Source organism: Nostoc sp., from assembly GCF_036917975.1.
Lineage (GTDB): Bacteria > Cyanobacteriota > Cyanobacteriia > Cyanobacteriales > Nostocaceae > Nostoc.
Window position 1 is genome coordinate 95,821 of record NZ_JBALEJ010000073.1, and the last position, 20,809, is coordinate 116,629.

Annotated in this window: 21 protein-coding genes; 10 read left to right on the forward strand and 11 right to left on the reverse strand. The window is 41.4% G+C overall.

Going from position 1 to position 20,809, the window contains the following annotated elements; all coding sequences use genetic code 11:
* Positions 1-1,082 precede the first annotated feature (1,082 nt).
* Entirely contained in the window at positions 1,083-2,108 is a 1,026-nt protein-coding gene (locus V7K76_RS26270; protein WP_334774646.1) for a GGDEF domain-containing protein, read from the forward strand.
* Positions 2,109-2,410: 302 nt separating this feature from the next.
* Entirely contained in the window at positions 2,411-3,532 is a 1,122-nt protein-coding gene (locus V7K76_RS26275) for an HNH endonuclease signature motif containing protein (protein ID WP_334774647.1), read from the forward strand.
* Positions 3,533-3,779: 247 nt separating this feature from the next.
* Here the strand turns inward: V7K76_RS26275 and V7K76_RS26280 are convergent, their stop codons facing one another.
* Positions 3,780-4,082: a type II toxin-antitoxin system RelE/ParE family toxin gene (locus tag V7K76_RS26280; protein WP_334774648.1), complete on the reverse strand. Its 303-nt coding sequence runs from the start codon at positions 4,080-4,082 to the stop codon at positions 3,780-3,782.
* A complete protein-coding gene (locus V7K76_RS26285) occupies positions 4,082-4,348 on the reverse strand; it encodes a type II toxin-antitoxin system ParD family antitoxin (protein ID WP_334774649.1) in 267 nt (88 codons plus the stop codon). The genes V7K76_RS26280 and V7K76_RS26285 overlap by 1 nt, the downstream gene beginning before the upstream one ends.
* A 79-nt stretch (positions 4,349-4,427) precedes the next feature.
* On the opposite strand from V7K76_RS26285, the gene V7K76_RS26290 reads away from it, so the two are divergent.
* Both V7K76_RS26290 and V7K76_RS26295 read left to right on the forward strand, forming a co-directional pair.
* The gene (locus tag V7K76_RS26290) at positions 4,428-4,646 is read left to right on the forward strand and encodes a hypothetical protein (RefSeq protein WP_334774650.1); all 219 of its coding nucleotides are present in this window, start codon (positions 4,428-4,430) and stop codon (positions 4,644-4,646) included.
* Entirely contained in the window at positions 4,639-5,055 is a 417-nt protein-coding gene (locus tag V7K76_RS26295) for a hypothetical protein (protein ID WP_334774651.1), read from the forward strand. The genes V7K76_RS26290 and V7K76_RS26295 overlap by 8 nt, the downstream gene beginning before the upstream one ends.
* Positions 5,056-5,127: 72 nt before the next feature.
* Here V7K76_RS26295 and V7K76_RS26300 read toward each other — a convergent pair whose 3' ends face one another.
* Entirely contained in the window at positions 5,128-5,856 is a 729-nt protein-coding gene (locus V7K76_RS26300) for a Ycf66 family protein (RefSeq protein ID WP_334774652.1), read from the reverse strand.
* 216 nt (positions 5,857-6,072) lie between these two features.
* Between V7K76_RS26300 and gndA the strand changes: the two genes are divergently transcribed.
* Positions 6,073-7,503: an NADP-dependent phosphogluconate dehydrogenase gene (gndA, locus tag V7K76_RS26305; protein WP_334774653.1), complete on the forward strand. Its 1,431-nt coding sequence runs from the start codon at positions 6,073-6,075 to the stop codon at positions 7,501-7,503.
* Between the two features lie 250 nt (positions 7,504-7,753).
* Here gndA and V7K76_RS26310 read toward each other — a convergent pair whose 3' ends face one another.
* The 3 genes from V7K76_RS26310 to V7K76_RS26320 all read right to left on the reverse strand — a co-directional run bounded on the left by V7K76_RS26310 (position 7,754) and on the right by V7K76_RS26320 (position 10,355).
* Positions 7,754-7,861: a photosystem II reaction center protein T gene (locus V7K76_RS26310; protein WP_084227385.1), complete on the reverse strand. Its 108-nt coding sequence runs from the start codon at positions 7,859-7,861 to the stop codon at positions 7,754-7,756.
* 155 nt (positions 7,862-8,016) lie between these two features.
* A complete protein-coding gene (gene psbB / locus V7K76_RS26315) occupies positions 8,017-9,546 on the reverse strand; it encodes a photosystem II chlorophyll-binding protein CP47 (protein ID WP_334774654.1) in 1,530 nt (509 codons plus the stop codon).
* 482 nt (positions 9,547-10,028) lie between these two features.
* Positions 10,029-10,355 carry a hypothetical protein gene (locus V7K76_RS26320; protein WP_334774655.1) on the reverse strand — a complete coding sequence of 109 codons (327 nt, stop codon included), beginning with the start codon at positions 10,353-10,355 and terminating at the stop codon, positions 10,029-10,031.
* A gap of 706 nt (positions 10,356-11,061) precedes the next feature.
* On the opposite strand from V7K76_RS26320, the gene V7K76_RS26325 reads away from it, so the two are divergent.
* Positions 11,062-12,714 (forward strand): ABC transporter substrate-binding protein, encoded by a 1,653-nt coding sequence (locus tag V7K76_RS26325; RefSeq protein ID WP_334774656.1) that lies wholly within the window; start codon positions 11,062-11,064, stop codon positions 12,712-12,714.
* 431 nt (positions 12,715-13,145) lie between these two features.
* Positions 13,146-14,171, forward strand: a complete 1,026-nt coding sequence (locus tag V7K76_RS26330) for an ABC transporter permease (RefSeq protein WP_334774657.1) — start codon at positions 13,146-13,148, stop codon at positions 14,169-14,171.
* 76 nt (positions 14,172-14,247) lie between these two features.
* Here the strand turns inward: V7K76_RS26330 and V7K76_RS26335 are convergent, their stop codons facing one another.
* Positions 14,248-14,853 (reverse strand): hypothetical protein, encoded by a 606-nt coding sequence (locus V7K76_RS26335; RefSeq protein ID WP_334774658.1) that lies wholly within the window; start codon positions 14,851-14,853, stop codon positions 14,248-14,250.
* Between the two features lie 100 nt (positions 14,854-14,953).
* Here V7K76_RS26335 and V7K76_RS26340 point away from each other — a divergent pair, with 100 nt between their 5' ends.
* Positions 14,954-15,280, forward strand: a complete 327-nt coding sequence (locus tag V7K76_RS26340; RefSeq protein ID WP_334774659.1) for a hypothetical protein — start codon at positions 14,954-14,956, stop codon at positions 15,278-15,280.
* A gap of 4 nt (positions 15,281-15,284) precedes the next feature.
* On the opposite strand, the gene V7K76_RS26345 is transcribed toward V7K76_RS26340, so the two are convergent.
* Positions 15,285-16,400 (reverse strand): ABC transporter permease, encoded by a 1,116-nt coding sequence (locus V7K76_RS26345; RefSeq protein WP_334774660.1) that lies wholly within the window; start codon positions 16,398-16,400, stop codon positions 15,285-15,287.
* A 155-nt stretch (positions 16,401-16,555) separates the two neighbouring features.
* Entirely contained in the window at positions 16,556-17,437 is an 882-nt protein-coding gene (locus V7K76_RS26350; RefSeq protein WP_334774661.1) for an Npun_R2479 family HD domain-containing metalloprotein, read from the reverse strand.
* Positions 17,438-17,832: 395 nt separating this feature from the next.
* Here V7K76_RS26350 and V7K76_RS26355 point away from each other — a divergent pair, with 395 nt between their 5' ends.
* Positions 17,833-18,030, forward strand: a complete 198-nt coding sequence (locus tag V7K76_RS26355; protein WP_334774662.1) for a hypothetical protein — start codon at positions 17,833-17,835, stop codon at positions 18,028-18,030.
* Positions 18,031-18,316: 286 nt separating this feature from the next.
* Here V7K76_RS26355 and V7K76_RS26360 read toward each other — a convergent pair whose 3' ends face one another.
* The gene (locus V7K76_RS26360) at positions 18,317-18,760 is read right to left on the reverse strand and encodes a TOBE domain-containing protein (protein ID WP_334774663.1); all 444 of its coding nucleotides are present in this window, start codon (positions 18,758-18,760) and stop codon (positions 18,317-18,319) included.
* Between the two features lie 335 nt (positions 18,761-19,095).
* Between V7K76_RS26360 and V7K76_RS26365 the strand changes: the two genes are divergently transcribed.
* Positions 19,096-19,893 (forward strand): hypothetical protein, encoded by a 798-nt coding sequence (locus V7K76_RS26365; RefSeq protein WP_334774664.1) that lies wholly within the window; start codon positions 19,096-19,098, stop codon positions 19,891-19,893.
* Positions 19,894-20,135: 242 nt separating this feature from the next.
* Here V7K76_RS26365 and V7K76_RS26370 read toward each other — a convergent pair whose 3' ends face one another.
* On the reverse strand, positions 20,136-20,690 hold the full coding sequence (locus V7K76_RS26370; protein WP_334774665.1) for a cupin domain-containing protein: 555 nt from the start codon (positions 20,688-20,690) through the stop codon (positions 20,136-20,138).
* Between the last annotated feature and the right edge of the window lie 119 nt (positions 20,691-20,809).

Genomic DNA, 20,809 nt, shown 5'->3' on the forward strand with positions numbered 1-20,809 from the left:
ATTTATGATGTTGCAGTGAATAAAAATGTGAATTACAGCAGTAAGCACAGCCCCGGCGAATGGAATTCGCGGCTACACAGGCAAAGTCCGCCTCCGCGGACTAAAGTCAAATTTAAAACTCCGTTTTCAGCCGGAGGCTGGAAATGCTGCTCCTGGTGCCTCTGCCGCCAGTAAGAGAGGCAGCAGCCCCAACGACGAGCATTCCCAGTCTCCGACTGGGAACGAGACAATCTAAAAGCAAGTCTAGAACTAGCTTTCACGTTAAGTTGACACCAATGAACATTCCTGTGCCCCTACCGCATCTTCTATTTATCTGAAAATAGCTGTAAATAAACAAACAAACAAACACAGATAACGCGTAGGCAGAGATATTTTCTTTCTCCTGCTTAAACATCGTGCAACTTGAGTTCACAATCTCTTTTCATTGTGAATTTTTACCCTAAAAATTCAGTCTGTAATTTTAGATCATGTTAGTCCCGCAAAGCTACTATCCAGAGCAGGAGTTAGTTCTGCTGTCTATTTGATTTACATTTTTATGCAATTCAGCTTCTATCTTAATAGTTGATCAAAGCCTATTTCTTCAAGGAAAAGGCTGAGTTAGTTTATGGGAAATAACATTTGTAATTCCATGAAAAAATTCTGGCTTTGATACTTCAATTAAAAAACTTTATAATTTCTTTATTTTTCTACCTGAGAAGAAATTTAACTACCTGATCTAACGGTTATTATGAACCATTTGTTTTGGTATTTTTCTCATGAAAATAGCACTTGAGAAACTACATAAATAGCTTTTGTACCTCAAAATAATATTCAGTATTTTTACTGTTTTAAAAACAAACTGTAAAGAAGACATTAGTTGTCAGAAGAGGATATTTCAGAAACCGTAATAGTAAAAATACAGCCTTAAAAGGAGATTAAGCTTGAAAAATCACCGTAAAATCGGCGTTCAAAAAATCATATATCAAAAAATATAACTAAGCCTGAAACATTATATTTAGTATTAGGCAACAAGAGCAGTAACAAGAACAGCGAGTTACTCAAGTTAATCTATTGACAATTTAAATAGGATAAAAAACAAACCAATGAATATCTCTATTCTGGTCTTTGGAAAAAATAATTTTATCGCCACACTTCCAGATCAGATCCGTTATGCGACTGCTTTTAATGTAGAAGTTATAGACAATTTGAATCAGGCAGTGTCACGAATTAAAATGACCCCTCCCGATGTCATACTGGTGCAGGCTAGCCTAGATGACAGTATGGAATTGTGTAATTGGTTGAAAGATCAGACAAAACTTTCGTGGATATACTGTATTCTCTTCGAGGATCGTTCCCAGCAGCTTATTGATAGAAACAAGGGTTGGCATCGGGAATTAGAGATGAGTGCAGCAGCACTAAAGCAAGGAGCCGATGCTTATATTTGGCATCTGATTGAAGATAAAACAGACCATAGCTTGGCAGAGTTGACTGCTAATCATGGCCTAATACTTGCTCAATTGACCGTTGGCTTACGGAAAGCCCAAAAATACCGAGATTTGATTCGGACAAATGATATGTTATCTGCGATCGCTTTAGCCGACTCCTTGACAGAATTAAATAATCGTCGTGCTTTAGAATGGGATTTACCCAGACAAATTCAAAGAGCCAGGACTCAAAAAACTTCCCTAAGTTTAATTATTCTGGATGTAGATCATTTCAAGAAAGTTAACGATACTCATGGGCATTTAGTAGGCGATCGCATTTTGCAAATATTATGCCAGCGTTTGCGCCACAATCTGCGCTGTCAAGATACAGCATTCCGCTATGGTGGCGAAGAATTTGTGGTTCTTCTGGCTAACACTAGCGATGACGAAGCACTATTAGTAGCCCGTCGTCTCAATCGCGTAGTCAGCGACGAACCATTTGCACTCAATAATAAATTGACAATTAATATCACCATTAGTCTAGGCACAGCCTCTCTACAAGCTGAGGATGATGAGCAAGGAGAGAGTCTCCTGTATCGTGCCGATCAATGTCTGTTACAGGCTAAAACTTCTGGGCGTAATCGGGTGATTAACTCCAGCTACCTGTCTCATCATGGCTCACATTTGAAAGCTGTTTCTTCTTAAAATGAGGAGCCTTTAATCAGACATTGAGTGATGAAAGGTTCAGATTCCTAATTTCTTTCAAGAAGTTGGGAATCTTATTGCACACTAATCGTACTTTCAAAAGTGCGATCGCCTGAATTAAAGTCTTTATTCATACATTTAATTCTATATAAATATCCTGGTAACTAGTTAGACAGCACATAGGTTTGGGAATACTGGCAATTAGGGTAATGGATTTCTGTAATCCGTTGATTTAGCCATAGTTCCAGCCTTTCCCCTAAAGCACTGTCTTTCTCACAAGACCTACAGCGTCTACAATATTAATGACACAAATGATAGGGCGGGCTTTGCGTGGGCAAAAAGCAGGCGGTACAGAAAAAGCTTATGTAGTTAGCTTTATTGATGACTGGGAAGACAAAATTAACTGGGTTAATCCAGAAAAGCTTCATTTTGAAGATGATGCAGAATTTATTGAGAAAGATATTCCATCAGGTAATAGAACTGCTCGGCTAATCTCTATTGAGATGATCGAAGAATTCGCCCGCATCATGGATGAATCAATTGATACTACTGGATTAGAAAAATTAGTGTTTTTGAAAAGAATTCCTCTTGGAATTTATCGTTTTTCCATTCTTGAACCGTCTGAAGGATATGAGCCTAAACCTACTAATTATGATGTGTTGTTATATGACGACACAGAAGAGGCATACGATAACTTTGTACAGGATTTGAAAGTTTTATTTCAAAGTATTGATTTACAAGACAGGGAAATATTAACCCAATTAGAACTTGAATTTCTTTTGAAAATTGCAAAGGAAATTTATTTTCCTGACTATCAAACTTTACTAGGCTATAGAGATGAAGATGTAAAAAACATTTTGCGTTTCTATGCTCACAAAGAACAAAAACCAGAATTTCTAGCCTTTAGCGAGAGAAGAAAGTGTGATTTATCTATTGTAGCAAGACATATCTACGACAATTCATTAGGCGGTAGAGCAGAGGCTGACTATATCAAATCACTTTGGAATGATGAAAAGTCTTTTTGGCAAGTGCTATTCAGTTACAAAAAGCTATATTTCATGAAGCAGTTAGCTATTGAAATTATGAAGATTGCAGATCCAGACATATATGGTGATCATGTAGTCGGATCAATACCAACTGTAATTCCTGATACTGTACCAATAGAGAAGTTAACTCTATATGAAATAAAAGAGCGAGATATTCTTGAATACAGAAAAATTAAAAATGCTGTATTCGCCAAATACACAGATGCAAAAGGGTTTATATCTTGTGCAATCAGTGGAGTTAAAAGCCAGATGCGGAGAGATTTTCAAATTGATCATATTAAACCTATGTCTCAGGGTGGTTTAACTACCATAGATAACCTGCAATTGCTGACACGTAAAGCCCATGTGGAGAAAACCCGTAGAGAGAACACAAGATGATAGTCTTTCAGGGATATCTCTGTATTCGTAGGTAATTTGAATTTTTCTGGTTTGGCAGGTTTAAAATATATGGTGTCACTCAAAAGAGACTTATAACCCTAACCCTGAACTTGCCACCAGAATTAGAACAGTATCTTGCACAACAACCTAAACAGCAAGGCCTTTCTGTTGAAACATATACTGTGCAGATTTTGCAAGAATATATTCTGCCAAAACATAAACAGTCTAAATTGGACAACTCAAAAATCTATTGATCGTCCACATCTGTAAATATAGATTTTAAATCCCGATAACCGCTAATTACCCGCACAATCACAACACTATCTTCAAAAACTCGATAAAAAATAATGTAGCTATCTAAGGGTATTCCTCTAAGGCTTGGATCAAAATTGGCGTAGCTTCGTCCTATATTTGGGAATTGAGCTATGTTTTGGCACTTCTTATTAAATCCTTGAATAAATCTTTCCCCTACGTTGATATTGCGAACTAGAAAATAATCCAAAATTTCATCTAAATCTTGGCTTGCTTCTTTAGCAATAAAATATTCCATTACCCTTGAGTCTCACGCGCTTTGCGTAATTTTTCTGACAGTCGCTCCATCACCACTTCACCATCTATTACGTCTCCACGTTCAATAGAAGCAAGCCCAACAGCTATTTTTTTCTGGGTTTCTTCTTCCCATTCCTGATAACCCTTCTCCCATTCTTCCAGCAGTTTCAATGCTTTAGCAATCACATCTTCAGCATTTTCATATCTACCTGTAGCAATTCTGGTTTGTATAAATTGCTCGTATTCCGCTTTAAGTTGGATATTCATAATTGTTATTCCTAGTTAGTTAAGAGCATTTCCTAAACTATGCTCTAAAATTTATCTAAATTCATTAAAGCCTTAACTTATGCTTCTTACCGAACTCATCCCGCTAGTTAAAGAATTATCCCACACTGATAAACTCTTACTAATGCATTTACTGGCAGCCGAATTGTTAAAGGAATCAAGTTTAGTTCCATTGGATGCTCAGGATAAAGTAGCTAGTCTTGGCTTATATGATTCTTTTGAAGCTGCTGCTGTTTTAGCGAAGGCATTAGCAGAAGAAAAAGCGGCAACACATGGTTGATAAAGTTAGATTTGCATTTACTGAAGTAAATCCAGAACTCGGTGCATTAAGTACGCTGCCTTATCTACCGCTAATTCTCACTTATCAGAATCGTTCGGTAAGTGTATCAGGCTTGCTAGATACTGGTTCTACTATCAACGTATTGCCCTACGAAATCGGGTTAAGGCTGGGGGCAGTTTGGGAGCGTCAAAGACTTTCCGTTCCATTGGGTGGTAATCTGGCTAGGTTTGAGGCGAAGGCATTGGTGTTGATGGCGAATGTTGAACAATTTCCGACAGTAGAGTTAGTTTTTGCTTGGACAAGAGATAGAAACGCCCCATTGATTTTAGGACACATGAATTTCTTTTTAGCGTTTGATGTGTGCTTCTATCGTTCTGAATTAGCGTTTGAAATTAGCCCTAAACCCTAAAATAGTCTGATGGAAATAGTGAAACCCAACATCATATTAGGTTGATGTTGGGTTTCACAGCATTCAACTACCTTAATTAGGCGGTATTTGTTCCGGTGGCGTTTCTGCTGGGGGAGCGAGTACCGCATCTGGAGCAATTTCTTCTACGGGAATCGGTTGCTTATCTTCAATTTCAAAATCTGGTTGCGCTGCTTCCACCAATTCAGGAGATGGGGGATGTGGGGGAATCGCTTCCGGTACAATCTCAGTTTTTGCTTCGGTGTCGGTAGTAACTGTCTCCTCTGCTGGTGGTTCTGGTATGACAATAGTTTTGTCAATAATCTCAATAGCAGGTTGCTCTGACAGTACAGAAGTAATATCTTCAGGTTTGGGGGTTGTGGGTGTTTTTTTACTCACAGTCTGTTGCACCTTGTCTTTCGCGCCACCGAAGGTGCTACCCAGACCTTTTTGCAACTGGCCCAGCCGTTCCTGAAGGGACAACTTATTCACCTGTTCTTGAATGCCAGTTTTTACCGACTCAGCACTGGGTACTTGGGTTTGTTGTGCCTGCGGGGTCAATTGCCGACGTAATGATAGAGTTTGCCAGCCAAACCAGACCAAAAGAGCCACACTAGCCACATGACCCAGCAACAAACCTCCAGTAATGCGTGGTGCAAACACCCATAAGACTAAAGCGTAGAATAATCCTACGCCACTCCAGATAAAGTCATTCTTACGATGGATTTCTGGGAAAAAGAAAGCTGCTATGTAAATGGCTAAACTACCAAGACCCACTACCAAAGCTAGGACAAATGCCAGCATTATTTGGTTACTCCTTACTGCGTCCTTTAATTATTTCAATTTTGCAAATTTTGCAAGTCAATTGTTGATTTAGATACAATTTAAAATTAATTATCCATGTTAGTTGTGGATTTTTGTCATTTATATCAAGTCTTAAGGTCTTCTTTAGGGGAGAACGGAAAATATCGGACTACCCTTATAGGTAAAGGATCTGCAAGAGTTAGCCAGAAATTTTTTATGACACTACAAAGCTTTGGTGTGATTGGATTAGCCGTTATGGGTGAGAACATCGCTCTCAACGTGGAGCGCAATGGCTTCCCAATTGCAGTTTACAACCGCTCCCGCGAAAAAACGGATGCGTTTATGGCGCAGCGCGCGCCAGGAAGGAACGTCAAAGCCGCCTTTACTCTAGAAGAATTCGTTGCCTTATTGGAACGTCCCCGCAAAATTCTAGTAATGGTGCAAGCTGGTAAGCCAGTGGATGCGGTGATTGCTCAACTCAAACCCTTGTTAGAAGAAGGCGATATCATTATCGACGGTGGCAACTCTTGGTTTGAAGATACGGAACGCCGCACTCAGGAATTAGAACCTACTGGGCTTCGGTATCTTGGTATGGGTGTCAGTGGCGGTGAAGAAGGGGCGCTAAATGGCCCATCTCTGATGCCTGGGGGTACAAGAAGCTCTTACGAGTTTCTATCGCCAATTTTCAACAAAATTGCTGCCCAAGTCGATGATGGCCCTTGTGTAACCTACATTGGCCCTGGTGGTTCTGGCCACTATGTAAAAATGGTACACAACGGCATTGAGTATGGCGATATGCAGCTAATTGCTGAAGCCTACGACTTGCTGAAAAATGTTGTTGGGTTAAATCCTAGTCAGCTACATGATGTGTTTGCTGAATGGAACACCACCGATGAACTCGATTCATTTTTGATCGAGATTACGAAGAATATCTTTCCATATATTGACCCAGACACAAATAAACCCCTGGTGGATTTGATTGTTGACGCAGCAGGTCAAAAGGGAACTGGACGCTGGACTGTGCAAACTGCATTGGAATTGGGAGTCTCTATTCCTACAATTACAGCAGCAGTTAATGCCCGGATTATCTCTTCGATTAAAGAAGAGCGGGTAGCAGCATCGAAAGTCCTCACAGGCCCCACTGTCAAGTATGATGGGCAAACTAAGGACTTTATCAATAAAGTACGCGATGCTCTCTATTGCTCAAAAATCTGTTCTTATGCTCAAGGGATGGCGTTGCTATCCACAGCTTCCAAAACATATAACTGGAATTTGGATCTGGGCGAAATGGCGCGGATTTGGAAAGGTGGTTGTATTATTCGCGCTCGCTTTTTGAATAAGATTAAGAAGGCTTTTAGCGAAAATCCAGCATTACCTAACCTGTTGTTAGCTCCTGAATTTAAGCAGACAATTCTTGACAGACAAACAGCTTGGCGGGAAGTGATTGCAACCGCTGCAACAGTGGGAATTCCAGTACCCGCATTTAGCGCCTCCTTGGATTATTTTGACAGCTATCGCCGCGATCGCTTGCCTCAAAACTTGACTCAAGCACAACGCGACTACTTCGGCGCACACACTTACCAGCGTCTCGATAAGCCCGGAACTTTCCATACTGAATGGGTTCCTATTGCTGAAGCCGAGAAGTAAGGTTTCGCACGTCTAAATTCTCAATTGATTGGAAAAATTTAGACTGTTTCAGAATAAATATTACAGGTGACTCTGAAATTCAGAGTCACTTTTTTTGGTATTGAGGTTTTCGAGACGCGATAAATCGCCGTCTCTACAAGTGTTTTGTTGCTTATTCTGAACTGTATTGAGATAAATAATAATATCCGTTGCTACCATACTTAGTAGCAACGGATATTAACGTTAAATCTGCTTGGTCTGGGAATAGGATCTACTTATCTTTTGGTTTCTCAAAGCGAGGGGGTTCGCGAAATGCGATCGCAAAAAAGAGAGTACCTATACACAGAGTAAAAATCAAGATGTACGCAACGCTTTCCATATTACGATTTCCTCTTTATCCAGCTAGTTAATGAGGGATTAGGGATTGGGTACTGGGTATTGGGGATTGGGTATTGAAAAGAGTCAGAGGGGAAGGGTGCGAGGAGTAGAGGGGAAAAACTCTTCTCCCTTGCTTCTTCCCCAGTCCCCAGTCCCTTAAAGGGCTTCCTTCCGGCGGGTTGACTTGTCACCCACTTTCTGGAATAGACCCCACTCAACTTGCTCTTCTAGATCCGCATCAACACCGGCAAATACGTCTCGGTAGATTGTCCGAGAACCATGCCAGAGATGACCAAAGAAGAACAGCAGAGCAAATACGGCGTGTCCAAAGGTAAACCAACCTCTAGGACTGGTGCGGAATACACCATCAGAGTTCAAGGTTTCTCGGTCAAATTCAAAGATTTCACCGCCTTGAGCCTTACGGGCATACTTCTTCACATCAGCTGGTTCTGTAAAGGTCTTGCCATTCAGATTGCCGCCGTAGAAACTAACGGTGACACCAGATTGCTCGAAGCTATACTTAGATTCTGCCCGACGGAAGGGAATGTCAGCGCGGACAATTCCATCTGCATCAGTCAAAATCACTGGGAAGGTTTCAAAGAAGTTGGGGAGACGACGCACGGTCAATTCCCGTCCTTCAGAATCTTTGAATACGGCGTGACCTTGCCAAGATTGGGCAATGCCATCACCCTTCACCATCGGCCCTGTACGGAATAGACCGCCTTTCGCGGGGCTATTACCGACGTAATCGTAGAAAGCCAGTTTTTCGGGAATTTGCGACCAAGCTTGGTCAAGGGTTGCACCTTGAGCAACGCTAGTTTGAACGCGGCGCTGAATTTCTTGACGGAAGTAGCTTTGATCCCATTGATAACGGGTAGGGCCAAACAATTCGATGGGTGTGGCGGCGTTACCGTACCACATAGTACCAGCAACCACGAAAGCAGCGAAGAAGACTGCTGCAATACTGCTAGAAAGTACTGTTTCAATGTTCCCCATCCGTAGGGCTTTGTAGAGCCGTTCGGGGGGTCTAACTGTGAGGTGGAATAAGCCTGCAATAATACCAACAACACCAGCAGCAATGTGGTGAGCCGCAATGCCACCAGGGTTATAGGGGTTAAAACCATCTGGTCCCCATTCTGGTGCTACTGCCTGTGCTGCGCCAGTTATACCATAGGCGTCAGAAACCCATATCCCCGGACCAAATAGTCCGGTGACGTGAAAAGCACCAAATCCAAAACAAAGTAGACCAGATAAGAACAGGTGAATGCCAAACATCTTTGGCAAGTCTAAGGCGGGTTCACCAGTGCGGGGATCTCTAAAGAGTTCCAAATCCCAGTAAACCCAGTGCCATACGGCGGCTAAGAACAGCAGACCGGAAAGAACAATGTGAGCCGCAGCAACGCCTTCAAATGACCAGAAGCCAGGATCAGTTGATGGGCCACCAGTAACGTTCCAACCACCCCAAGATTGGGTAACGCCCAAACGTGACATGAAGGGCAAGACGAACATCCCTTGACGCCACATCGGGTTGAGAACCGGATCGCTAGGATCAAAAACAGCTAGTTCGTAGAGTGCCATCGAACCAGCCCAGCCTGCTACTAAGGCTGTGTGCATTAGGTGTACAGAAATCAGTCGCCCTGGATCATTCAGAACGACTGTATGTACTCGGTACCAGGGTAGTCCCATCGACTACGCTCCTCCTCGATGAGTTAGTTTACAAAGCAATTTTCTTACTGAGGTTATGAGAGACGAAAAACGCCACTCATAAAACTCTCTCTTGTTTTTTGTTATTGCCAGAGCCAGAGTACTACCACAGCTTAGTCTTAAGAAGTCATACACCGTGGGTGCTTTGGCAATGCTTACTCGCTTCGGGAGGTTTACCTATATAGGGTAGCCATCGCCAAGCAAAAATGAGAATGTTTTAAAAAGTGTAACTATTGATGGAATTGTTTGCAAGCGTGTAAATTGATGCGATCGCGTAGCATCTCAAAGTTTTTTCGCTACCAATACCCGTCGGGGATTAAATTTTCTTATCTTTATGTGGGGAGTGGGGACTGGGGATTGGGGGGAACAAGAGGAGGGGACAACAATAAATTATGTTGTTATGTTACGCATTAGTCTATTCCCTATTCCCTACTCCCTATTCCCTACTCCCTACTCCCCACGATTTACTGAACCACCAACTGGATATTTTGCAGTTGACACTTCGCCTCAGCTGTACCCAGGCGTTCGATTACCTGTTCGGCGCTCATCAGACGCTTGAGTACTACTTGGCCGATGGGTTGACTGGAAATTACTGGTGTTGTTGGCTTCACTTCTACAGTTAAAACGGCTTCTTCAACTCGATAAAGCCAGAGCAATTCATTTTCTTCGACTAAACAAATATTCATTCGCTGAATATCTGGTTGGCGTCGCCATGCAGTTATTTGCCAGAGTCCATCAGATGCCCAGACTCTGGCAACTGCCCATCCCTCAGATAGAAAGAAATACTTCACGGTCTTAGTCTCACTATTTCGACTTTCAATCTGCTGTTAACAATATCGCGATCGCTTTAGTCGCTGATGTTCAAACACTCTTATTTTTGACAATACAGCCGAACTTAACGATAAAATGCTCTGTCGATGTCTGTTCCCAAGCAGCAACAGGTAAAATCTCAACCTACACTACTTAGGCTAAGTCGAATGGCACTAAGTTAAGATACAGCCCTTGCGCTGACTGGTTCCTAGCCTCCAGGCTGGGAACCCATTCTGGGAGGCTCCGCCTTCTCTTTCTTGACCAGAGGCGGCAGCCCCTTTGAATACATTCCCAGCCTGGAGGCTGGGAACGAGGCTAAGTCTTTACATACGCTACTTAGGCTAAGGTCAAAGCTTAAGTTCCTTGTAACTATGAATCTACGACAAATTCAACCAATGTTGAAAATCTTAATTAAATAAAAATTTTTCAGTACGCAAGAAACTCTCTTAATGTATTTTTGTCAATGTATTTTTGTAACAAATCAATATAGTGTGTAAATGTAGCCCATTGTATATATTATCACAGTAGCAATAAACTTAACCTTAGGCGTAGATATTGCTAACCAAAGCGCGTGCTGCATCCAAAAAGAACCAATATAATCACTATCTTCTAGATTTATGAAGATTTAGCACAATAGTCACAAATGTAGTAAAATTACTGACCGCTGATATCAAATATATTATTGCTATGTCCTGGTTTTCCTTGTCCGTGAAACGGTGGGGTCGGATTACACAATTCCTATCTTTGTTTTGTCTATGTTTATTTTTAGTTGTTAGTTGCGCTCCTCGTCCGCAGCAAACTACGCCGCCATCTGGTTCTGTAAATAGCCCTACAGGTGATGGTCGGATTACTATCGGTACAACAGCCAAGCCCAGAACCCTTGATCCGGCTGATGCTTATGAGTTAGCATCTTTAGGCTTGGTGTTTAATATGAGCGATCGCCTCTACAACTACGAATCAGGAAGCACCGAAATTAAGCCCCAGCTAGCTACAGCATTACCCAAAGTCAGTCAAGACGGCTTAACTTATACCATCCCCTTACGTCAGGGAGTCGTTTTTCACGATGGAACTCCCTTCAACGCTCAAGCAATGGCCTTTACCATCAACCGCTTTATTCAAAATAAAGGAAAACCCTCATTTTTACTAGCTGATATAGTAGATTCGATCAAACCGACAAGCGAGTATGAGTTGACAATTAAGCTGAAAAAGCCCTTTGCAGCATTTCCCTCACTGCTGGCGTTTCCTGGGGTGTGTGCAGTTTCACCAAAAGCTTACGAACTCGGTGCTGGTAAATTCAAGCCGAATATTTTTGTGGGGACTGGCCCTTACAAATTAGGACAGTATGGTACTGATTCCATCAGATTTGATGTGTTTGATAAATATTGGGGAGAAAAACCAGCTAACAAGGGTGTTAACCTGCAAATTCAAACTAGTCCGGTTAATTTGTTTAATGCTTTCCGTACAGGCGCAGTGGATGTAGCTTATCTGTCGCTACAGCCAGATCAAAATCGCAGTTTAGAAGAAGGTGGTAAAAAAGGGGATTGGCAAGCGATCGCAGCTGAAGGTAGTGTAGTAAGTTATCTGGTATTAAACCGGAATCAAAAGCCTTTAGATAAATTAGAGGTAAGACAAGCGATCGCTTCTATCATTGACCGTCCACTTTTAAACGAGCGAGTGTTACTTGGTCAAGCAGATCCGCTTTATAGCATGATTCCCACAACGTTTAAAGTTTCTGTGCCATTATTCAAAGATAAATATGGCGATGCTAACTTTGATCAAGCTAAAAAATTACTAACTACTGCTGGCTTCTCTAAAGAAAATCCTGCAAAAGTGCAAGTTTGGTATCCATCTAGTTCACCGACTCGTAGTTTGGCAGCACAGACACTCAAATCCCTTGTGGATGTCAAAATGGATGGAATACTCCAATTTGAAGTCACCCCCGCCGAAGGGCCAGCCTTCTTTAAAGACATTGCTAAGGGTTTGTATCCAGCAGCTTTACTTGATTGGTATCCAGATTTTTTAGATCCAGATAATTACGTCCAGCCATTTTTGGCTTGTGACAAAGGTTCAGTTGCTAAAGGATGCGAAGATGGAGGCAGTCAAATTCAGGGTTCGTTCTACTATAACGAAGCCATCAATAAACTGATTGATCAACAACGCAAAGAACAAAACCCCGAAGCGCGTCAGAAAATTTTTACAGAAATTCAAACGCAAGTAACTACTGATGTCCCTTACGTTCCCTTATGGCAAAGCAAAGACTATGTATTTGCCCAAAAGGGTGTTAGTAGCGTACAACTTAATCCTACTCAAATTCTGGTTTACCAGACACTTAAAAAGTAGTCATTAGTCATTAGTCGAATGGCACTAAGTTAAGATACAGCCCTTGCGCTGACTGGTTCCTAGCCTCCAGGCTGGGAACCCATTCTGGGAGGCTCCGCCTCCTCTTTCTTGACCAGAGGCGGAGCCTCTCGGAATACATTCCCAGCCTGGACGCTGGGAACGAGGCTACACAGGCTTTTGGGCTTTTCTTAGTGCCATTCAGTCATTAGTCATTGGTCATCTCCGAAAAAGAATGTAGAGACGTAGCAGTGCTACGTCTCTACAAGGGTTCTGGGTGACGGATATTTAATTTCTGGAGAAGTCTATTAGTAATAACTGTTGACCGTTGGCTTTTGACTATTCAATAAAATATTTCATGTTCAACATATATCTAGTTAATAGCTAAGATAGTTACAAAAACTGCATTTTTAATTTTAAACTTTGAATTGCTTATGTCTCGTTCTAAAGCTTTACAATATTACATTGTTTCTCGGTTGCTTCTTGCGCCACTTCAACTATTAACGATTATCACCATTGTATTTCTTTTACTAAGAGCAACACCAGGAGATCCAGCAGATGCAATTCTAGGCGGACGTGCGCCGGAAGCTGCTAAAGAGGAATTACGAAAACAACTCGGTTTAAACCTTCCCCTGTGGCTACAATATCTCAATTATTTGGGAAGCATACTGCGCTTTGACTTGGGAACCTCTTTAATGAGTCGCGGACAAAATGTCTGGGACATAATCGGGCAATACTTCCCGGCGACGGTGGAGTTAGCAGTATGTAGTATGGCGGTTGCACTTATTGTCGGAATTGCAGTTGGGACTCTTTCGGCTTCTCGTCCTGGGACATATTTTGATGTCGGTGGGCGCTTATTTGGGATCATCACCTACGCACTCCCCATGTTTTGGGCGGGAATGCTTTTGCAGTTGATTTTCTCAGTCCAATTGGGTTGGTTTCCTAATTCCAACCGCTTTCCGCCCAATCTGCCAGCGCCCGCTACTATCACTGGATTGTATACAGTTGATAGCTTACTCGCTGGAAACTTCACCCAGTTTTTCACATCTTTGCACCATCTGGCTCTACCGAGTCTCACACTAGGAATTTTGCTCAGTGGGATTTTTGAGCGAATTGTGCGAGTGAATTTAAAGCAAACCTTGCAAGCAGATTATGTAGAAGCCGCTAGAGCTAGAGGTATTGGTGAAAATAAGATTTTAGCCTCTCATGCCTTAAAGAATGCCCTAATCCCAGTAATTACAGTGTTGGGATTAACCTTTGCATCTCTGTTGGGTGGGGCAATTTTGACAGAGGTAACATTTTCTTGGCCTGGGTTAGCTAATCGACTGTATCAGGCCATTGCCGATCGCGATTATCCCACAGTCCAGGGAGTGCTAGTATTTTTTGGTGCGATCGTTGTCAGTGCCAGCATTTTAATTGATATTTTAAATGCTTATGTAGATCCTCGAATTCGATATTAAGTAGAGTATTCTGACTCCTGTTAGCGGTAGCGGGGCGTTTAGCCCATTCTGACTCCTGACTTCTTCTCATATTTTGTTAAATTTCTTGAGAAATACCATTGGCTAAAATCCCAAGAATTTTATTCACATCTTTGAGATAATACTCGCTTAAATCAATGGTCAATGTTTTTGCTTCTAGTTTGAGGAATTGCCAAATACTGCCCGTTGTGACTGCTCCGTAAATTGTTTTAATCTCACTTGCAGCTTGCTCATTAAAAATTTGGGCTGCTACCATTTCCGCCGCACACTGACCCAAACCCCCATTAATATTTTCTTTTTTAGCTTCTACAACTGTAATTACTGGTGCTGTCAAAATTAGAATTTCTGGAGATTTGGTAATAATAAAATCGCAAGTGCCATTTAATCCTTTGCTATTATCAACAGTAAAATCTACCCCAGAAAATAAACTAACTTGTTCGTGTAGTTGTCGGCGTAAATCAACTAAAATGGGAGCAATAATTAACTCAGAACGAGCTTTTTCACTATTACTGCCTAAAGCGATATCCAGGTTATAATTGAGTGTTTCTACAAGTAAATTACTCGCTGTTAATTCAGAAACACTAGCGAAAATATTGCGTTTTTCTAATGTGGTTAAACTAAACTCTTGTTTCGCTTTAGCTAAACTAAACTCGCTGTAAGCCATAAAACTATTACTCGCTTTCGCTTTTAAATACTTTGAAGCGTCATGATGTCGTTGAGGAAACTCAGGGAAGCTGCCGGATTATGGTAGAACTTTTTCGCCGTTGGGTTTTGCAGTAGTAGCGAATAGAATTCGTGGCTACATAGGCGAAGTCCGCGAAGGCGGACTTAATTTCGGCGATCGCATTTGTTATTTCGGCATTCGCATTTGCTATTTCGGCGACAGCATTTGCTATTTCAGCGACAGCATTTGCTATTTCGACGATCGCATTTGCTATTTCGACGATCGCATTTGCTATTTCGACGATCGCATTTGCTATGTCAGCGACAGCATTTGCTATTTCGACGATCGCATTTGCTATTTCAGCGATCGCATTTGCTATTTCAGCGATCGCATTTGCTATTTCAGCGATCGCATTTACTATTATTGAGGGCTTATCTTCTTAAACTGCGGGGGTCGAGTGCATCTCTCAGCCCATCACCGAGTAAGTTGAATGCCAGCACTGTGAGGATAATCAGCACAGCCGGCGGCCAAATTAACCAAGGCTGCAACACCAAAATTGAAGCATTGCTAGCCAGAGAAAGCATATTTCCCCAAGAGGGGTCTGGTTGTTGAATTCCCAAGCCGATGAGACTCAGTATCGCTTCTGAACCAATAAAGCTGGGAATTGCAAGAGTTGCAGAGATAACTACATAACTAGCCGTTTGCGGCAAAACGTGGCGGAGGATGATATAAAGTGGGTTCGCGCCCATTGCCCGCGCGGCTTGGACAAATTCTCGCTCTTTAAGTGATAGTACCTGTCCCCGAATGACCCGTGCTAAACCAGCCCAGCTAATCACCGAAGTAATCACCACAATCAGTAAAAAGCGCTGGGTACTACTTAAACCTGCTGGTAAGACTGCGCCCAATGTCACCAAAAGATAAATACTGGGGAAAGTCATTAGCACTTCTGCCAAACGCATAATGACACTATCGGTAACACCGCCGAAATAGCCAGAAATTCCCCCAATGAGCAAACCGAGGGGATAGGTAATGATAATGCCAAAAATCCCGATAAACATACTGATGCGACCGCCATGCAGCAAGCGGCTGAATTGGTCTCGGCCTTGGTCATCAGTGCCCAAAATATTGACTTTTGCGCCAGTTTTTGTGCCAAATAAATGCCAATTTAAGGGAATACCACCAAAGATTGTGACTTCATCCCACTTCGGCGGCAGTGGCAAACTCATCCGCAACAATCGGTATTCTGCCCCGGAGACAAATAGATGTAGGGGTGAGGGCTTTGTCGAGTCTACAATGAGTTTGCGATCGCCTGTATCTAAATTCGTATCTCCCTGAGTTGTCGGATAAACATAAGGCCCGACAAACTGCCCTGATTGAGAAACCCAGCGTATCTTAGTTGGTGGTAGCAGTGAACCATTAGGCTGTGAAGCATAGGGATCATAAGGAGCTACGAAATCAGCGGCAATTACTCCTATATAGAAAATTAACAGCAAAATTGCCCCAAATCGTGCCAAAGGATTTTTCTTCAGTCTTCGCCACCAATCCATAGTAGTTAGGAGTTATAAGTTATGAGTTATTAAGCTTTTATCTTAATTCATAACTCATGATTAATAATTTTCAACTCTGCAAATTTTGGATTTTTAATTTTAAATTGAAGGAAAAATCTAAAATCTAAAATCTAAAATCCAAAATTGAATAACTCCTAACTCTTAACTGCTAACTTCTCTAAATAGCGCTGCTGTTCTTCCTGTTGTTTTTCATGTTCTACCACAAACACGTTTGAGTAAAGATTAGCGAGAATTTGTTTTCCCTGCTGTGTCAGCGATAGGTAATGTAGTCCCTCTTGAATATAGGGATAGACGCCATTCCAGTAAAACTTAGCGTAGTTATTACGTAAATCAGCAGGGGTTTGATAGCCCAAAACTTTATTTACACCAGTTTCTTCAAATTCGTAAAATAAAGAAGTAATTTTCTTCAGGTAACGCGGGTCACTTAGTTGACCAATCAAGTCAGCAGCCCGGACTAATCCTGCAAAGCACTTTGTATCTTGATGATCTTCTGCCGCAGGTACAGGAAATCGAGTCAATTCAATATTGCTCTTAATTGCCTCAGCATCGATTAACTTGTGACCTCCAAAACGCTCATCAATAAAGAGCTTGGCTCGATCAACATGATACGGTGTCAGACTGGCATCAGAAGCGCCAGGAGCTACAGAAATCATTCTGCCATTTTTACCTGTGGCATATAAGCCTGCTGTTTCTCGGTCTTGTCGGCAAACTCCCTTAACGTAGCCAATATCATGACTCACTAGGGAAATAATACAATGCAACCAGTCTTCACTAGAAACACCGCCTTCTCTGATGTGTTTGCCACGTAAGATTTCTTGTCCTACGAGGGTGACTAAGACAGTGTGTTCAACATTGTGGTATAGGGCATCGCTATTGGCAATGTTTTCCAAAGCCATGTTACCAGCCCAGGCGATAATGTCCTGATAATCATTTTTGAAGCAGCCATAAGTGCGACGGTAGCCTTCTCGAATTTCATTTACAAAGGCATCAATTAAAATTTCAGTTGCATTGAACATATCTGGTTACTCTCGTAAATACCAATGATTTATTGATTTGATTGATTTCAAAATTCTCTAATCTGGGCCACCCTTCCTGGAATTTAGGGAAATGGAGTTTGCTCCTTTGTAACTCACGTGTAGCTGTAGACGCTAGCTTCATCTATGCCTGGATTACATGGTATTGCATGGTTTCCTGACAATGCAAAGGCTTTAGAGGAATTATAGGTTGCGTAGAAAAAAATTTGCTAGTGTTCCGAAATACATAAATAGTTATGATTTTAATTTAGATAAGTCTAGATTAGTTTTATCAGTTTTTCATATCTAAGCCTTATTGACGGTGATCTAAACACTTGTAGTGCGTGACTTAGATTAGCTAGATCGGATTAAGCGATGAAAGTGTTTCAGAAGTCGGGGTGGAAGAACCTGTAACCTCTGAAGATGCTAGCTTTTTGAGCAAATCAGAGCAGAAATCAAATAGGGTCTGGTTGAAGCGATTATTCTTGGGTGCTGGTTTAGGAATTGCGATCGCCTTGGCTGGGATGGGTGTATTAAATCGTCTTTCATCTCGTCAACAAAGTGTGGTAGCAGATAAAAAAATCGGCGTTGCATAATAGAGGGATGAATTGAGGTGACCTACTGTGCAATGTCCATACTGTGATGCTATTCTAAATCAGTAGATATGCTTAAATATTCAATTAGACATCTCCGAAAAAGAATTGTTTTGACGTAGCAGTGCTACGTCTCTACAAGTGTTATGGGTAACGCATATTTAATTTTTGGAGATGTCTATTAGATTATTACTTCATTACTTGAAGTATAGAGAAATACCTGTGTTTAACTGATTCATCCCGCATTTATGCAACGCCGATAATTTATTAGCCAAAAATCAATACATTTCTATTCTCTAGCAATGACAATATCGTTAGACTTAATAACTGCATAAGCTTCTTTTCCCTCAGATAGTTCCAACTCTTCTGCGGAAGCTCTGGTGATAATTGAGGTTAATTCTACTTTATGAATAATCTCTAGAGTTACCTCACTATTAACTGCTCCATAAACAACTCGTTTAACGACACCTTTAAGAATATTGCGAGAGCTAACTTTTAGTGATTTCTTTTGAATATTACTTTCTCTGTCAGGTTTTTGAGTGTAAATATTTTCCTGTTCTTCCTGCTGAGTTGATGGTGATATTGGTGCTGAAGATTGCTGAGTAAGACTACGCACGAGTTCCCGCAGAATCTCAGTCTTGGTACGTTGAGACTGTTCACAGAACTCCTCTAGAATCTTGCGCTCGTCCTCTGAGGTTTGAAATGTAACCCATCCTTGTTCTTTTCTTGGCATAATAATATTATTAGTTTTGGTTATCTTGGTAATTTGGTTATCTTGGTAGAATTTTACCAAGTATCAATTTGATATGTCGTTTTAGTAGTAACATTTTTTTGTCAGGCTTTTCGACATTTTTATCGCAAATTAATTAATCTCATATAGTTAATTACATATATATTTATTTTTTTCTAAATGCGAAATATTTTGTTACTTGAAATTGTCTCAATCATCACTAAGATATTACCAACTAAGATGGTAGGCTTAAAACTCTATCCCTTTATGGGTAGAGTATTCTGAATTCTGTATTCTGTATTCTGACTCCTGTTTTATCGTGAGTTCACAGCCAGGGGATGAAACACCTAAAATCGCGTTCTCAAGACCTGCGGAGTTTATTTGAGAACAATATTACCATTGAATATGTGGCAGAACCCCTGAAAGCGATGCCAGCTGATGCAGAGGTAAAAGAAGTGCTGCATTGGATGCAGGCACAAAATTTTGATGTTATCGGTGTTGAGACGGGAGATATTATTAGCGGTTATATAGAACGCTCTAGTTTGATTCCAGGCAAAGAAGGCAAATGTAGTGACTATCAACGGGTGTTTCATCCCAAAGAACTAATTGCTATTTCTACCCCACTGATAAAGTTGCTACCCATTTTGCAACAAACTCCGCGATTGTTTGTTTTGGATTGCAATCAGGTAAGTGGTATTGTTACCTGTGGTGACTTGCAAAAAGCACCTGTGCGAATGCTACTGTTTGGCTTGGTAACGCTGTTAGAAATGAATTTGCTGCGGCTGGTGCGGATTTACTATCCTCAAGATTCTTGGCAAAAAGTCCTTAAACCTGAGCGCTTAGAAGTTGCTCAACGGCTATGGCGAGAGAGCCAAGAAAGAAACGAAGCCACCGATTTGTTAGATTATTTGCAATTTTGTGACAAGCGAGAATTGATTTTAAATCAACCAGAACTTCTCCAGCAACTAGGACTAAAATCAAAACGGTTTGGCGAACGCTTCCTCAAGTCTGCTGAACAGTTGCGAAACCGATTAGCTCACGCCCAAAATTTAGTTAGTGGCTCCTCTTGGACAGAGTTGATTTCTCTAGCAGAAGCGATGGAAACGCTGTTAATTCACTGTGAAGAAGTTGAGTAAATTCTTCAGCCTTACCGAAAAATTGGGTTTAGAGCTACGTGCTTCACGCAATACTTTAAAGTAATGAGTAATGAGTAGATGAAAAATGGGTATTTACTCATTACTTATTACTTATTACTCATTACTCCTTTTTCCTCGTGCGTTCACGGCGGTGAGGATGTCAAAAAACATTATTTAACTATTTTGTCAAGTCTGCTGCTGTGGAGAAATCTAACAGTGCTGCGCTATGATAAAATTCAGCTTTAATGCGGCTTGTTGAGTGAATCACTCACTTGAGTACCTGTATAATTGGGAACCCAAGCTTCGGCGATCGCAAAATAGCGTATCCCTTTGAAATTCAAAGATGCAGTTGGACTACACCAATGTTCAACGCCTGCGGGGATGTAGAGATAATCTTGTGCCTGAATTAAAAGCTGTACTTGGCTACCATCAGGTCGCACAAAGCCATAGATCATTTCTCCTGCCAACACGTAGAGAGGTTCAGCGGCAGGATGAGTATGGTAACGTCCGTAGGTTGCTATCAGGTGGTGAAGATTGAAAGAACCTGGATGCACATTTAGCAAGTCACACCAGATACCGCCATTTTCTTGCTGAATAAATTCAAAGACGCTGTTATGGAGTTCTACACAATAACGTTTCTCAGCCTCAGTTAAAACGTCCTGGTCTAGCAGATCGGGGAAGAGTAGCGATGTTCCTGGGTCGTAGTGTCTAAGTTCGATACCAAGAGACTCAAGCTCACGAGCTATTTCGCCTAAGTCGCTCTCAATCTTACCGTCGTCAAGTATTAGGTTAGCCATGACAAAAAGACTAATTAACTGTTAAAAAGAGTATACCCAATTTTTATTTAAAAAGCCACCATTTCCGACTGATAAACCGGGGATTGGGGATTGGGGACTAGGGACTGGGGGATAAGGGA

Coding starts and splice junctions, on each gene's coding strand:
- V7K76_RS26270 (WP_334774646.1), top strand. CDS start 1,083: ATGAATATCTCTATTCTGGTCTTTGGAAAAAATAATTTTATCGCCACA.
- V7K76_RS26275 (WP_334774647.1), top strand. CDS start 2,411: ATGACACAAATGATAGGGCGGGCTTTGCGTGGGCAAAAAGCAGGCGGT.
- V7K76_RS26280 (WP_334774648.1), bottom strand. CDS start 4,082: ATGGAATATTTTATTGCTAAAGAAGCAAGCCAAGATTTAGATGAAATT.
- V7K76_RS26285 (WP_334774649.1), bottom strand. CDS start 4,348: ATGAATATCCAACTTAAAGCGGAATACGAGCAATTTATACAAACCAGA.
- V7K76_RS26290 (WP_334774650.1), top strand. CDS start 4,428: ATGCTTCTTACCGAACTCATCCCGCTAGTTAAAGAATTATCCCACACT.
- V7K76_RS26295 (WP_334774651.1), top strand. CDS start 4,639: ATGGTTGATAAAGTTAGATTTGCATTTACTGAAGTAAATCCAGAACTC.
- V7K76_RS26300 (WP_334774652.1), bottom strand. CDS start 5,856: ATGCTGGCATTTGTCCTAGCTTTGGTAGTGGGTCTTGGTAGTTTAGCC.
- gndA (WP_334774653.1), top strand. CDS start 6,073: ATGACACTACAAAGCTTTGGTGTGATTGGATTAGCCGTTATGGGTGAG.
- V7K76_RS26310 (WP_084227385.1), bottom strand. CDS start 7,861: ATGGAAAGCGTTGCGTACATCTTGATTTTTACTCTGTGTATAGGTACT.
- psbB (WP_334774654.1), bottom strand. CDS start 9,546: ATGGGACTACCCTGGTACCGAGTACATACAGTCGTTCTGAATGATCCA.
- V7K76_RS26325 (WP_334774656.1), top strand. CDS start 11,062: ATGTCCTGGTTTTCCTTGTCCGTGAAACGGTGGGGTCGGATTACACAA.
- V7K76_RS26330 (WP_334774657.1), top strand. CDS start 13,146: ATGTCTCGTTCTAAAGCTTTACAATATTACATTGTTTCTCGGTTGCTT.
- V7K76_RS26335 (WP_334774658.1), bottom strand. CDS start 14,853: ATGGCTTACAGCGAGTTTAGTTTAGCTAAAGCGAAACAAGAGTTTAGT.
- V7K76_RS26345 (WP_334774660.1), bottom strand. CDS start 16,400: ATGGATTGGTGGCGAAGACTGAAGAAAAATCCTTTGGCACGATTTGGG.
- V7K76_RS26350 (WP_334774661.1), bottom strand. CDS start 17,437: ATGTTCAATGCAACTGAAATTTTAATTGATGCCTTTGTAAATGAAATT.
- V7K76_RS26360 (WP_334774663.1), bottom strand. CDS start 18,760: ATGCCAAGAAAAGAACAAGGATGGGTTACATTTCAAACCTCAGAGGAC.
- V7K76_RS26365 (WP_334774664.1), top strand. CDS start 19,096: ATGAAACACCTAAAATCGCGTTCTCAAGACCTGCGGAGTTTATTTGAG.
- V7K76_RS26370 (WP_334774665.1), bottom strand. CDS start 20,690: ATGGCTAACCTAATACTTGACGACGGTAAGATTGAGAGCGACTTAGGC.